The sequence below is a fragment of the Streptomyces sp. NPDC031340 genome (assembly GCF_055569945.1).
In genome coordinates this window covers 32,482-46,634 of the sequence record NZ_JBVIIE010000002.1, presented here as the reverse complement: position 1 = coordinate 46,634, position 14,153 = coordinate 32,482, and the positions used below count along the sequence as shown (strand labels likewise).

At 70.3% G+C, this 14,153-nt stretch carries 7 protein-coding genes; 3 read left to right on the top strand and 4 right to left on the bottom strand.

Annotation, left to right across the window (positions count from 1 at the left end):
• Positions 1 to 150: 150 nt before the first annotated feature.
• Positions 151 to 2,727 (bottom strand): class III lanthionine synthetase LanKC, encoded by a 2,577-nt coding sequence (gene lanKC, locus ACZ5GT_RS01645; protein WP_469012593.1) that lies wholly within the window; start codon positions 2,725 to 2,727, stop codon positions 151 to 153.
• 52 nt (positions 2,728 to 2,779) lie between these two features.
• Positions 2,780 to 4,288 carry a cytochrome P450 gene (locus tag ACZ5GT_RS01640; RefSeq protein WP_469012588.1) on the bottom strand — a complete coding sequence of 503 codons (1,509 nt, stop codon included), beginning with the start codon at positions 4,286 to 4,288 and terminating at the stop codon, positions 2,780 to 2,782.
• 1,554 nt (positions 4,289 to 5,842) lie between these two features.
• On the opposite strand from ACZ5GT_RS01640, the gene ACZ5GT_RS01635 reads away from it, so the two are divergent.
• Positions 5,843 to 8,401: a LuxR C-terminal-related transcriptional regulator gene (locus tag ACZ5GT_RS01635; protein WP_469012583.1), complete on the top strand. Its 2,559-nt coding sequence runs from the start codon at positions 5,843 to 5,845 to the stop codon at positions 8,399 to 8,401.
• A 259-nt stretch (positions 8,402 to 8,660) separates the two neighbouring features.
• On the opposite strand, the gene ACZ5GT_RS01630 is transcribed toward ACZ5GT_RS01635, so the two are convergent.
• Both ACZ5GT_RS01630 and ACZ5GT_RS01625 read right to left on the bottom strand, forming a co-directional pair.
• Positions 8,661 to 10,094, bottom strand: a complete 1,434-nt coding sequence (locus ACZ5GT_RS01630; RefSeq protein ID WP_469012579.1) for an MFS transporter — start codon at positions 10,092 to 10,094, stop codon at positions 8,661 to 8,663.
• Between the two features lie 181 nt (positions 10,095 to 10,275).
• Positions 10,276 to 11,280, bottom strand: a complete 1,005-nt coding sequence (locus ACZ5GT_RS01625; RefSeq protein ID WP_469012574.1) for a hypothetical protein — start codon at positions 11,278 to 11,280, stop codon at positions 10,276 to 10,278.
• A 151-nt stretch (positions 11,281 to 11,431) separates the two neighbouring features.
• On the opposite strand from ACZ5GT_RS01625, the gene ACZ5GT_RS01620 reads away from it, so the two are divergent.
• Together ACZ5GT_RS01620 and ACZ5GT_RS01615 are read left to right on the top strand one after the other, a co-directional pair.
• On the top strand, positions 11,432 to 11,719 hold the full coding sequence (locus tag ACZ5GT_RS01620; RefSeq protein WP_469012569.1) for a heavy-metal-associated domain-containing protein: 288 nt from the start codon (positions 11,432 to 11,434) through the stop codon (positions 11,717 to 11,719).
• Positions 11,720 to 11,854: 135 nt separating this feature from the next.
• Entirely contained in the window at positions 11,855 to 14,119 is a 2,265-nt protein-coding gene (locus ACZ5GT_RS01615) for a heavy metal translocating P-type ATPase (protein ID WP_469012565.1), read from the top strand.
• The last annotated feature ends 34 nt before the right edge of the window (positions 14,120 to 14,153 follow it).

Below are 14,153 nucleotides of genomic sequence, written 5' to 3'. Positions count from 1 at the left end.
GGCACATCCGGTGGCACCGGGAGCCGCGATCGGCTCCCGGTGCCCCGGCCCGTCAGCAGGTGCCCTTGTAGGACGTCACGATGCTGGTGCACGGGTGCGCGGACAGCTCCTCGGCGAGGGACTGCAGCTGGAGAACGTTGGCCATGGTGGTCACCTCCTTCCTTGCTCCCCGACCACGGTGTTCCGCAGGTCGAGGAATGGGATGATCGACGCGTTCCGGTCGAACGCGACGCCTAGGGCAACGAGGAGTCCCGCGGAGCCGCTGTCCAGGTCCATGGACAGGCGCAGGAGCTGGTTGCCGGGGAAAGCCAGGTGTCCCTGGTGGGACAGTGCGTGCCAGGAGAGTCTGCGGATGTGCTCGCGGATCACCGGCCGGTCCTCGTCCTGCCCCAGCAGGGCGAGGGTCACGATCAGGCCGGCGCGCCCCATGAACAGCGCCGGATGACGCACGAACGCCGCGCGGCACGCACGCCGGACGCCGGCGACGACCTCGGCGAAGCCGGGTTCGTCCCGTCTGGTCAGGTAGTCGGCGAGGACGACGGCGAGACCTCCGCTGCCGGGCCCCAGATAGACGAGGTAGCGGTTGCTGTAGAACAGGTTGAAAGCGCCGTCCTTGTTGAACTGCCCACGCTCGACCTCCCGTTGGAGTGCGCTCCGGGCCAGGTCGAGGTAGCGCTCTTCGCCCGTGTCGTCGTGCAGCCGGAGGAAGTAGTGGGCCACGCCCGTCAGCCCGTGTTCGAGGCCCACCCTGCCCTGCGGCGGGAACATCGGCGATGCGGCGGCGCCGAGCTGGGACGCCAGCGCCTCGCCCATCTCCAGCGCTTCCTCGCGCAGGCTGTCGTCACCGGTGATCCGGGCGAAGTTCAGCAGGCTCAGGCCCGCACCCGCGATCCCGCCGTGCAGTCCGGGGGTCACCAGACGGTCGTGCGCCGTACGGGCGCGGCCGAGCACCTCGAGGGCGTCGTCGTCACGGCCGAGCGTCTGCAGGGTCGCTGCGACTCCGTGCAGGCCGTCCATCAGGCCCGGGCGCGGGTTGCCGGCTCTCCGGACGGCGTCCAGCAGCCAGTCCACGTAGCGGTCCGGTACGGGAGAGCCGGCCTGGTGCAGGGCCCACAGGACGCCGGCGGCGCCGGAGGCGACGTCGATGCCTCCCGTCCCGAACTGCTGCGGGTCGCCGGGGAACAGACGGTCCTTGCGGTCGGGTGAGGCGCTCGCGTGGATTCCGGCGACCAGGGAGTCCCGGATGGCCGGCCAGTGCGGTTCCTCCGCCGTGAGCATACGGGCGGGCAGGTCGGGCCCGAACGCCTCACGTCCGGCTCCGAGGCGGCGGATCAGCCGCGCCCCGAATCCCTCGGGGACCGGGAAGTGCTCGGTGACGACGTCGGTCAGGGTCGCGTACTTGACGGGGTCGCGTTCCTGCAGCGGGCTGATCGGGAGGAACATCCACTGCCGGAGGCAGTCCAGGGAGTAGTGGTCGGCGTCGCGGCCGGACATGCCCTCGGGGGCGGTGAACCCGGGGGCGCCCAGGGGAGGCGCCTGGGTGTCGGTCAGGTCCGACGCGATCTCGAAGTCGATCAGCGCGACCCGGCCGTCGGGCCGCAGGATGATGTTCGCGGGATGGAGGTCGGCGAATCGGACTCCCTTGGCGTGCACCGACATCAGCGCACGGTCCACCTTCGCCAGGACGTCCGTGGCCCACGCCGTGTACTCGGCGAGCCACTCGGCCGAGGGGTCGGGGCTGATCAGCGGGTAGCGGTCGAAGACCTCGTTCAGCAGGGTCTCGCCCTCGATGTACTCCTGGACGAGGAAGTGGTGCTCCCAGATCACCAGGTGGTCGAGGACCCGGGGTACGCAGTCGAGGCCCTCCAGCCGCAGCAGCATGTCGCGTTCCCGCTTCAGCCGCGTCACGGCGTCCTGTCCGTCGCGGTCGATACCCGCGTGGGGGCGCGCCTCGACCAGCACCACGTAGCGGTCGGAGTCCTTCTCCCGGGCCAGGTACACCCCTCCGCCGTTGGAGAAGTGCAGGGGCTTCTCGACCCGGTAGGGGAACTCGTCGCCGCCGGCGGTGCGCCGTTCGACCGACGCCCGGAGCACCTCGGGCACGTCCACCCACTCCGGCACGGTGAAGACCGGGTCACGCCTGTCCGGTACGAGTTCCCCGCCAGGAGTGCGGATGGCGTACACGAGCTCGCCGGTCCGCGCGGTGTAGGTCATGGGGACGAACGCGCCGTAGCGCACGTACACGGGCGCGTCCTCGTAGCGGACGTCGCTGAGTATGTAGGGGCCGGTGAAGCCCTCGAGGAGTCCGGCCAGTGCGGGCAGCACCGACGCGAGTTCCTCTTCGTGACGAGGGTAGAGCGTCAGGAGTTTGCCGCTGCTGCCCCGGTCGGCGTACTTGTTGTTGAGCATCCGCATCGCGGCCCTGCTGCGCAGGAACTTGAAGGTCAGGCCGCGGGACAGGCAGAAGTCCATGACCAGGTCCACGACCGTGGCGGCGTCGGCATCGGTCGCCGACACATGGATCTTCCAGCCCTGTTCGGGGAGTTCGGGACCATGGGGTTCGGCGACGACCCACAGCCCGTTCTCCCGCCGGCTCCAGCCGTCCGGAAGAGCGCGGCTGGACGCCGCGAAAAGGCTGTCTTCGTCTTTCATGAGCCAGGGCGGCTCGAAAAAGACCGGATCCGACTGGCAGTACGCCATGAGTTCCGGAATGGTGCTGGCTTCCACGCGTTGAAACTCCTGTCCCGATGGGGTAATCCGTGATGCGTGGGCGTCGGCCCTATGAACGCGGCTCGAGGACCACCATCAGCTCGAGCAGGTAGCGCACTCGGTTCTTTCTGTATTGCAGGCCTCGCCCGTCCAGGGACAGAGCCATTGCCGGAAAACGGCGCGTCAGTGTTTCCAGCGCTGTGCGTGTCTGGGCCCTGGCCAATGGCGCGCCGAGGCATCGGTGATGCGCGTGACCGAATGCGGCGTGGTCGTTTCCGGCCCGGCCGATGTCCAGGACATCGGGGTTTTCGAAGACGCTCGGATCACGGTTGGCCGCCATCAACGATGCCGCGACGAGCCGGTCTTCCGGGATCCGCACACCGCCCTCGTCGACCGGGTGCCGTGTTCGGCGTGGCAGGCCGAGTGGGTAGGGCGTCACGAACCGCAGCAGCTCCTCGACCGCGTCCCCGGCGGCACCGGGATCGTCGGCGAGCCGCTGCCACTGCCCGGGATGCTGGAGCAGGGCGGCCACCCCGTTGGCGAGCAGGGTGGTGGTGGGCCGGCATCCGGACGCCATCAGCAGCCGCGCCGCGGAGACGAGGTCGTCCTCGACCAGCCGGTCGCCTTCCGCGGCGACCACCCACCCGATGAAGTCGTCGCCGGGCAGCTCCTGGTTCGCCCGGATCAGCCGGCGCAGGTAGGCGTCCACGTCCTGGTGCGCGCCGGGCGGTGGAGTGGCGAGCCGCCGCACCAGCCAGTCCTGGATGTAGTCGCGGTCGGCTTCCGGGACGCCGAACAGCTCGCAGAGCACGAGTGCCGGCAGCGGCACCGCGAAGCGGCGGACGAAGTCGATCTCCTCGGAGTCGGGCAGGCTGTCGAGCAGGCCGTCGGCGCAGCGCTGGATGCGTTCCCGCAGGGAGGCGACGCGCTCGGAGGTGAGGTGCCGGCCGATCAGTTCCCTGAGCCGCCGGTGTTCCCGGGCGTCGACGCTGATGGTGTCGGCGCCTCCTCTGTGCTCGGCGGCCAGTTCGGGGCACTGTGCCCGGAAGCCCGGGGTGATCTCGACGTCGCCTCTCAGGCGAGGGGAGGCGAGGATCTCGTGTGCCGCCCGATGTCCGGTGACGATCCACGTGGTGGTCGCGTCGGCGGTCTCCAGGCGGTGCACGGGGCCCAGTTCGGCGCGTTGCCGCATGGCTTCGGCATCGTGGAGCAGCATCGCGGTCAGGGGCGGAAGCCGCACCGGGCAGGTACTCGTCACGGCGGCCGGCCGGCCCAGTTCGCGCAGGTGGTCGGCGACGGCCGACTCGATGCGCTCCTGTTCCTCGTCGAGTGACAGGACCAGCACCGGACACGGAGGCTCCAGGGAGCCGGCCGCGTCGGCAGCTTCCTCACCGGGCAGCAGGGCCACCACCGCCGCCACCCGCTCGGGGTGGCGGTCCGCGATCTCGAACGCCGCGTGCGCGGCCCGGTCCGCTCCGAGCAGTACCCCACGGTCGGGGCTGTCGTCGCGCGTCAGGAAGTCCGTCAGAGCATCGACGCACAGGGCGAGATCGCCCTGCGGGGCGTCGATCCTCCGCACACTCCAGTTCCGCGGAATTCCGCCGGATTCCAGGAAATCGGCACCCAGCGGTGCGTCGCCCATGACGACCAGGCAGTGACCTGGCGATTCCTCACCGGCCCCGAGGTCGCCCGAGGAAATGGACTGAGTTTCCGTTTCCGTAGCGAAGTCCACCGGATCACTCACCCCCCTCAGCAATGGACTCGAATGCCTAACGCGCTGTGAATTTTCGGCGAAACTCTTGCAGCGCTGAACAGACCATATGCTTGCGTGCGGCGGAAGGGCAGAGGTAATCGTTACTCAAGGAACCCGCTCATCCTCGGAATGGACTGTTCCATATTCGCGTCGTGACGGGATGTGAAGCGGGCGTCCCCCTGCGCAGGGCGCGACGGCGGAGCGGGAGTGATGAGGTGGAGCGGCAGACCTTCGGCAGCCGGCCGGGCGCGCACACGTCGGGGACGGGTGCGCATGGCCGGCCTCCGGCATGTGAGGTCCACCGGCATGTGAGGTGTTTCGCCGCCAACAGCGCGGCCGCGGAACATCGGTGAGCGTGCGGGCGAACGCCGTCCGCAGCCGGTGGCTGCGGCGGTGAGCATCTGCCCTGGGCGGCAGGTGCCTACGGTGGCGGTGTTCACCCCTGCGGGGTCTGGCACATACGGCGCCGGCCGAGCGGGCACCCGGAACCGGACGGCGTACGTTCATCCGCTCGGCGGTGCGGCGCCGAGATGGCATGTCCCTGCTGTCGGGGCGCTGCCGGTGACGCGGCACCGGGACAGCGCACCCGGGGCGGCGGCGTGGGCAATGCGCCGCTCAGCTCCGAGTCGCGTTGTGAGCATGGTGTTCTCTCCCGTCGTCGGCGGTCGATACCCGCACGGTAGAGGGCGGCTCTGGCAGACGACTGGAAGGAATGGGAGGCCGTTTCCAGTCGTTTCCAAGCGGCCGTCGGCCGCGCCGACGACGGGCCGGCTGGGGGCCCGGGCCAGGGCGGACGCCGGGCAGACGCGCCGTGAACTGCTGAAGCCCGCCCTCCGGCCCGGCCGCACCGGTTGTTACGAAACCGGAGGCCCGAGCACGCCCGGAGCCTCCCCGCACCCCGCCTGACCAGGCGAAAGGTGTCAGGACGTCAATCCCTCTGGTCACCCGGCAGGGACGTTCCCAGGGCACGGCCGAACTCTTTCGCCTTGCCTAAGTGGACGACGGTCCCTTATCGTCCTGCCGCAGCGTAGCGGGATATCGCCCAGGATGGTCATCTCTGGGCGACCCGAGAGGCACAGCGACGCAGGGTCTGGGCAACCCTGTCCTCGTACGGCTCGGCCGTGATGTCTCCGGAGACTTGAACCGACAGGCGCACATGCGACCACAACCAGTGGGCTTCTTTCACCTATTTCACGCTTGAAGCATTCGTTCGGGGGAGGCGATATGCAGAGCGGCTACGGCGCCGCATACGCAGGAATGATTCATCCACCCGGGTTCTCACGCTAGGAAATAGCTCCGCGGGCGCGCCGTCAGCGGGCAGAGCGGAACCCGATCTGGTACGTGTCCACTGGGCACCCGCACAGAACTCTGCGGAAGAAGATGATCCCACACGCCTTCATTTCGTCCACCGATCAGCAGACCAGATTCCAAGGTATTTTACCGGTCGACGAGGCGACGCCCCTCGTAGGCCGTGAACTCGAACTCGACAAGGCCTGCCGGGTGCTCGGCGCCGCCAAACGACCAGCCGGGGTCCTCCTGACGGGGGTCACCGGGATCGGCAAGTCCCGACTGGCGGACGAGATCGTATCGCTCAATGGACAGGATGCCGTGGACGTCGATCCTGCGCTGCAGGATGCGCTGCGGACCCCTGAGGCAGTCGGCCTGCTGGAGAAGACGATCGCCCGGGCCGTCCGCCTGCGCCTTCTGCTCCGTGTCCACAACGCTCACCTGCTCGACCCGGCCGCGGTGCCGGTGCTCGTGCAGGCCGTGTGCCGTCAGCACGTCCGACTGCTCGCGGAGATCAACGTGGACGCCGGGAGCACCGGAGCCGGTGACGCGCTGTGCCGGAGTCCTTACCTGCACACGATTCATGTGGGACCGCTCGACGCTTCCATGGCACGGCGACTGGCCGGCTATTTCTCCGGTCAGCGGCTTTCGCAGCAGTGCGCGGCGCGTGTCGCCGGCCTGTCCGCTGGAAATCCCTCGGTGCTTCGAGAAATCATCCGTGCCGTCGAGAACGAGCGATCTGCCGCCATTCTCGGTGACTCCGGAGTGGTTATTCCTGAGTCGGTAGTACTCAGAAAGCTGGCGGACGCACGCCTCGAAATACTCGACATGGCGTCGAGGGAAGCTCTCGAGCTCATAGCCCTGGCGGAACCGGCACGGCTCACGGCCGTCGAAGCGGTCGTCGACACGGGCGTTCTCGTGTCGCTGGAGGACAGACGGCTCATCAGCACACACGTGGGTGACGCACAGGCACACATCACCGTCGCGGATCCGTTGCTCGGTCACGTGCTGCGTCAGGAGACGGGTCCCCTGCGCCGGAAGCAGCTGCTCGCGTCCTGGAAGGCGGCACTGCCGGAGAGCGAGAGACAACCGGACGAATACGTGCGGATCGTCAGCTGGGAGCAGCGCAGCGGGCACATCCCGTCGGAAGACCGGCTGCTGCGGGCGTGCAGGTATGCGCTCAGCCGTCACGACCTGTCGGCCGCCACACACTTGGCACGGGTCGCCTGGCGCACCTACCGGTCGGCGAACGCTGCCGACATGTACGGCCAGGCGCTCTTGGCCGGCGCGTCGTTCGACGAACTGCACAAGCTGTGTCTCGAGGCGGTCGAGAAGGACGACGCCGAGGTCGGGCGGGCGCTCCAGCCGTGGCGGGCTCGCGCCTGGATCCTGGGCTGCGACTACGCCCAGGCCGAGGCGGCCATCGAGGAGATGCAGGGGCCGGCGAAGGAGTTGCCGGCGGCCATCGCGGACTATTTCCAGGGGCGCTACCAGGACTGCCTGGACCGCTGTTCTGCGCTGCTGACCACCGCCAGTCCCGCGACGCGCGTCGAGGCCGCGGTGTTCGCCATGTCCGCTCTGTGTCATCTGGGGCGACCGCTGGACGCCCTGGCGCTGTACGAGGACGGCGCGCGTGCGATGCGGAGCGACGACGACGTGTGGGCGCCGCACGTGGACTCCCTGGAGGAGTTGCGGGCGAGCGCACTGCATCTCTCAGGGGATCTGCGCGGCGCCCAGGACATCCTCGAACAGGAGTACAGCGACGCCGCGCGGAGGATGTCCTTCGGCACAGACACCCAGCGGGGGCTCGCGCTCGGCTTCACACTCTATGAGCGAGGACTGGTCCGCAGGGCCCTCGCCCACTTCCTCCTCTCCCCCGCGTATCAGGTGGGGTGGGAACAGTGGCACGCGCGTGCCGGCATCTACGCCGAACTGGCGTCCAACTGCCTCCCGGACAACCAGCGGAAGGCTCCTGACGCCCAGCTCGACACCCTGCCGGCCGGGCACTACACGCATCTCGCCATCGTGCGCGCACACCGCGCCATGTCCCGCGGGGACCGGGCCACGGCTCTGTCGCTGCTGCAGAACGCGGTACGCGACGCCCAGGCGCAGGGGGCCGGCACCGACGTGGCGATCATCGTGCACGAGATGGCGCGCATCGGCCTGGCGTCGGACACACGTGCACAGTGGTCCGTCGCCGTCCAAGGGCCGTATCTGCAGGCTCGCTTGCAGTACGCGCAGGCGCTGGCCACCGGCGATCACGCGTTGATGAGGTCCGTCGCGCGCTCCTTCGCCACGGCCGGCGCGGAACTCTACGCGGCGGAAGCGTACGCCGAGATCAGCCACATGCGCCGAAGGGGCGGGGACAGCGGTGCCGCTGCCGCCGCGGTGGCGGCCGCCCGAGCCCATCTCAGTGCCTGCGACCCGGTGCAGACCCCCGCGCTGCGCTTCCTGGACCAGCCGGCGTCCCTGTCGACCAGGGAACGGACCATCGCCGTCCTGGCTGCCGAGGGGCTGTCGGACAAGGAGATCGCGGAACAGCTCGTCCTCTCGCCGCGGACCGTGAGCAACACCCTCTACCGGACCTACCAGAAGCTCGGCATACCCGGGCGCCGCCACCTCCGGCAACTGCTCGAGGCCTCAGCCAAATAGACCATATAGGCCATATAGATCTGTATACAGGCGAACACCGTCGACAAGCCCTGCCCGGTCTCCGGGCAGGGCTTGTCGACGCGGCTGTCGCGGGCTCGGCCGTCGGATGCGCCGCCTCGGCGCGTCCGACGGGCGCCCGGGCGCGCTGACCAGGTCGACGAAGCAGGCCGGTACCGGGGTTTCCCGGTACCGGCCTGTGCGCCGCGGGCCGGCGGATCAGCTTCCGTCGGCCCGTGACGTCATCCACTGCGTGAGGCCGTCAGGCCCTCACCGACTCGCTCGGCGCGGCGGCCGGCTCCTGGCCGGCGGCGCCGGACCTGCCGCGCATGAAGGCCGCGGTGAGCAGTCCGCCGACGGCGGCGACCGCGGCGGCGCCGAGGAAGGCGGCGCTGAAGCCGTTGGTGAGGGCTGCGGGGTCGCCGGTGCGGTCCGCGCCCTTGGAGGTGGCCAGCGCCGTCAGGGCCGCCAGGCCGAGAGCGGAACCCACCTGGTAGGTGGTGTTGACGATGCCGGAGGCGAGGCCGGCCTGCTCCTGCGGGGCGCCGGACATGGCCGACATCATGAGCGGGATGTAGGCCAGGGACATGCCGGTCGCGGCGACGAGCGACGCGGGCAGGACGTCCACCGCGAAGGTGCCGGTCGGTTCCGCGGCGGACAGCCAGACCAGGCCCGCGGCCAGGACGAACAGGCCGCCGACGATGAGCGGCTTGGGGCCGAACCGGCCCAGCAGCCGGGCGGTGATGAGGGTCATGAAGATCATCAGCAGTCCGGTCATGGGCAGCAGCGCGGCACCGGACGCGAAGGCACCGAATCCGAGGACCTGCTGGAGGTAGAGGTTGAGGAAGTACCACATCGGGATCCAGGCGGCTCCCATCAAGGTCATTCCCACGTTCGAGATGCCGAGCCCGGGGACGCGCCAGATGCCCAGCGGCATGAGGGGGGTACGGACCGTCTTCTGGATGAGGAGGAAGCCGGCCAGCAGGACGGCCGCACCGAGGAGCCCCACGACGGTCTGGGTGTCACCCCAGCCGACCTCGGGGGCGCGGACGGTGGCGAAGACCGCCAGGGCCAGGCCGCCGGTGACCGCCACCGCGCCCAGCAGGTCGACCGAGCCGCGGTTGCCGGCCACGGCGGGCAGCAGTCCGGTGGCGGCCAGGGTGGCGACGCCGATGGGGATGTAGATGATGAACACCCAGGGCCAGCTCGCCCACTCGGTGAAGACGCCGCCGAGGAAGACACCGGCCGTGCCGCCCGCCGGCGCCGCGGCGCCGTAGAGCGCGAGCGCCTTGCCCAGCTCCTTGGGGTCGTGCCCGAAGAGCATCATCAGCAGCGTCATCGAGGCGGGCGCGATGAGCGCGCCGCCGACGCCCTGGACGGCGCGGCCCGCGATCTCCACCCAGGCCGTCGTGGCGGCCGCGGCCACCACCGAGCCGGCGGTGAGGACGACCCAGCCGCTGACGAAGACGCGCCGCGCTCCCAGCAGGTCCGACAGGCGGCCTCCCAGCAGGAGCAGCCCACCGAAGGCGACGACGTAGGCGTTGAACACCCACTGCAGATCGCCCTGGGAGAAGTCCAGGTCACGCTGCATTTCGGGGAGTGCCACACCGATGATCGAAGTGTCCATGATGACCATGAACTGAGCGGCTGCGAGCACCACGAGGGCCCACCAGCGCCGCGGATTGACGGTTGACATTGCTCTGCCTTCCACTGGGTTGCATACCCCCTGGGGGTATCTAGCTGGCGATAATATATACCCCTGGGGGGTATCTGAGAAGTGGGGTGCGGGGATGAATCGCGCCGGGCGGCCCGCGCAGCGGCGCGGCGCCCCGGAACCTGAGGTCCTCGGCGTCAGAAGGCCCCGGGACTAACAGCGTTCAGTGCTGGTGGCCGTCGTCGTGCCGGCCGCTGGAGTCGTCGGAAGGAACCGTCCGCGACTCGGCGGACGCGGCGACCCGGACGGTGAAGGCCGCGGTGCGCACGGTGTCGTCGTGCTTGAAGTCGAAGAAGAGCCGGTAGGTGCCGGCGCTGGGTGCGGTGGTGCCGAAGGAGACATCGGGGCCGGACTTCGTGGTCCCGTCTCCGGGCTCCCCGTCGGGGTGGACGTGCAGGTACGCCAGGTCTCCCGAGCGCAGCGCGACAAGGTGGCCGTAGGCGCCGAGGTAGGGCTGGAGGTCGGTGACCTCCCGGCCGCCGCGGGTGACGGCGAGGGTGAGGCGGCTGTCCGCACCGGCTCGCAGGTCGCCCTTCAGCTTCACCGTGTAGCCGTCGACGGTGGCGGTGGGCGACGGCTCGGGCACCTCGCCCGGGCGGTAGGCACCGGAGACGGCCAGGTCGGCGCCGAGGGTGAGTCCCTCCGACCGGTTCGCGGGCTTGAAGTCGGCGAACACCCGGTAGGCGCCCGCGGCGGGAAGGTCGACGGGAGTGCTCCACGTGCCGTCGGCGGCACGGCGGGGGTGCAGGTGCCGGTAGGTTCCCAGGTCGCGGGAGGCGACGATCAGGTGGAGTTCCTTGCCGTGCGCCCGCTCGTAGGCGGTGACCGGCCGGCCCTTCGCGTCACGGACGACGAAGCGCAGGTCACCGTCGCGGCCCGCGGCCAGGCGCGGGCTCCGCAGATCGAGGCTGTAGCCGCTGTCGGCGACCTGCAGACCGCCGGGCACGGCCGACGACGCTTCGGCTTCGCCGTGGCCCGCGCGGCCGCCGCGCTCTCCGTCATGCCCTCCCCCATGCTCCGGCGCCTCGCTCGCGGCGTGGGCGGAGTGGGGGGAGCGTTCGGGCGTCTCGTCCGTCATCGGAGCGACGGCACCGCCGACCCCGTAAGCGGTTCCGAAGACCGCCGCCGACGCGGCGACGAAGCCGCCGAGCTTCCACAGGACGTTCATCACAGGCTCCTAGAGAGGGGCTGACAGGAGCCTCATACCCTTAGGGGGTATGGGTACCTGTCGAGAGTTGCCCGACATACGGGGTGGGGGTATACGATGCCAGTATAGGCATACCCCCCCAGGGTATGTATCGACTCGAAAGGAATGTGCCATGGGTTCCTGCTGTACTTCTGACGGCAGCTGCTCCACCAGCGCCGCTTCCACCGTCACCGTCGAGGGCACCGCGGTCGCGACGGTCTACAAGGTGTCCGGCATGACGTGCGGTCACTGCGAGACCACCCTCACCCGCGAGATCGGGGTGCTGGACGGTGTGGTCGGGGTGGAGGTGGACGTCAAGGCGGGCCTCGTCACCGTCACCACCTCGACCGAGCCCGACGACCAGAAGCTGGCGGCCGTCGTCGACGAAGCCGGCTACGAGCTGACCGGCCGGGCGGCCTGACGCCCGTCCGTCCGGGCGGCATGCCCACCGGCCGGACGGACGGGCGGAGAGCGCCGAACCGCTCTCACCCGCTGGACCTCGCCCGGGTCCAGCGGGCCTGGCGCCCCCTCAACTTTCCCTCCAGGAGGAGGAGTGATGACCACCTCGGTTTCCGGCAACGCCGAGATCGAACTCGCCATCGGCGGGATGACCTGTGCCTCCTGTGCGGCGCGCATCGAGAAGAAGCTCAACCGCATGGACGGCGTCACCGCCACCGTCAACTACGCGACCGAGAAGGCCAAGGTCGTCTACTCGGCCGAGGTCACGGTGCCGGACCTGATCGCCACCGTGGAGGCCGTCGGCTACACCGCGAAGGAGCCCGCTCCCCCGCGCGGTTCCGGCGCACCGCAGGACGGCGAAGGTTCCGAGGACGGCGCGCAGACGGACGAACTGCGCCCGCTGCGGCAGCGGTTGACCACCGCGGTGGCGCTCGCCGTCCCGGTGATCGCCCTGGCCATGGTCCCGGCCTGGCAGTTCGAGTACTGGCAGTGGTTGTCGCTCACCCTGGCCGCGCCCGTGGTCACGTACGCGGCCTGGCCCTTCCACCGCGCGGCCTGGACCAATCTCCGGCACGGCGCCGCCACCATGGACACGCTGATCTCGGTGGGCACGGCGGCGGCGTTCCTGTGGTCCTTGTGGGCGCTGTTCTTCGGCACCGCCGGCACCCCGGGCATGACCCATGCCTTCGAACTGACCATCGCCCGCACCGACGGCTCGGGGAACATCTATCTCGAGGCCGCCGCCGGCGTGACCGCCTTCATCCTGGCCGGCCGGTACTTCGAAGCCCGGTCCAAGCGCAAGGCGGGAGCCGCGCTGCGGGCGCTGATGGAACTGGGTGCCAAGGACGTCACGGTCCTGCGCGACGGGCACGAGGAACGCGTGCAGATCAGCGATCTGCGGGTCCACGACCGCTTCCTGGTGCGGCCGGGCGAGAAGATCGCCACTGACGGCACGGTCGTCGAGGGCGCCTCGGCCGTGGACGCCTCGATGCTCACGGGCGAGTCCGTGCCGGTCGAGGTGGGGGTCGGGGACGCGGTCACCGGAGCCACCGTCAACGTCGGCGGGCGCCTTGTCGTCGAGGCCTCCCGAGTCGGCGCCGACACCCAACTCGCCCGCATGGCACGCCTGGTCGAGGACGCGCAGAACGGCAAGGCGGCCGCACAGCGGCTCGCGGACCGGATCTCCGCCGTCTTCGTGCCGGTCGTCATCGCCCTGGCAGTGGGGACTCTCGGCTTCTGGCTCGGCAACGGAGCCGAGTTGTCCGCCGCGTTCACCGCGTCGGTGGCCGTACTGATCATCGCCTGCCCCTGCGCCCTGGGCCTGGCCACCCCCACCGCGCTCATGGTGGGCACCGGCCGGGGCGCCCAGCTGGGCATCCTCATCAAGGGGCCGGAGGTGCTGGAGAGCACCCGCAGGATCGACACGATCGTCCTGGACAAGACCGGCACGGTCACCACGGGCCGTATGACCCTGCTGGACGTGCACACCGCCGAGGGCACCGACGAGGCGGACGTCCTGCGACTGGCGGGCGCGCTGGAGCACGCCTCGGAACACCCCATCGCCCAGGCGGTCGCGGCCGGCGCGGCCGAGCGGGTCGGCCCGCTGCCGGCGCCCGAGGACTTCGCCAACGTTCCCGGGCTCGGGGTCCAAGGTGTCGTCGAAGGGCACGCGGTCCTCGTGGGACGCGAGCGGCTGCTCGACGAGTGGGCCCTGGTGATGCCGGTCGAGCTGGCGCGCGCCAAGGCGGCCGCCGAAGCCGCGGGCCGCACCGCCATCGCCGTCGCCTGGGACGGCGAGGCCCGGGCGGTGCTCGAAGTGGCCGACGCGGTCAAGGACAGCAGCGCACAGGCCATCTCCCGGCTGCGGGCACTCGGTCTCAAGCCGGTGCTGCTCACCGGGGACAACCGGGCGGTCGCCGACGCGGTCGCCGCGGAGGTCGGCATCGACGAGGTGATCGCCGAGGTCATGCCCGAGGACAAGGTCGACGTCGTCAAGCGACTGCAGGCCGACGGCCTTTCGGTCGCGATGGTCGGTGACGGAGTCAACGACGCGGCCGCGCTGGCGCAGGCCGACCTGGGCCTCGCCATGGGGACGGGCACCGACGCGGCCATCGAGGCGGGTGACCTCACCCTGGTCCGGGGCGACCTGCGCGCCGCGGCCGACGCGATCCGGCTGTCCCGCAAGACGCTCGGCACCATCAGGTCGAACCTGTTCTGGGCCTTCGCCTACAACGTGGCGGCGTTGCCCCTGGCCGCGGCCGGGCTGCTCAACCCGATGATCGCCGGAGCGGCGATGGCCTTCTCCTCGGTCTTCGTGGTGGGCAACTCGCTGCGGCTGCGCGGTTTCAAGGCGCTCGGCTGAGGCAGCCGTCCGGCGGGGGCGGCCCACCGGGGCC

What these genes read in the sequence shown, in the direction of transcription:
- ACZ5GT_RS01635 (WP_469012583.1), top strand. Translation starts at nt 5,843, where the DNA reads ATGATCCCACACGCCTTCATTTCGTCCACCGATCAGCAGACCAGATTC.
- ACZ5GT_RS01630 (WP_469012579.1), bottom strand. Translation starts at nt 10,094, where the DNA reads ATGTCAACCGTCAATCCGCGGCGCTGGTGGGCCCTCGTGGTGCTCGCA.
- ACZ5GT_RS01625 (WP_469012574.1), bottom strand. Translation starts at nt 11,280, where the DNA reads ATGAACGTCCTGTGGAAGCTCGGCGGCTTCGTCGCCGCGTCGGCGGCG.
- ACZ5GT_RS01620 (WP_469012569.1), top strand. Translation starts at nt 11,432, where the DNA reads ATGGGTTCCTGCTGTACTTCTGACGGCAGCTGCTCCACCAGCGCCGCT.
- ACZ5GT_RS01615 (WP_469012565.1), top strand. Translation starts at nt 11,855, where the DNA reads ATGACCACCTCGGTTTCCGGCAACGCCGAGATCGAACTCGCCATCGGC.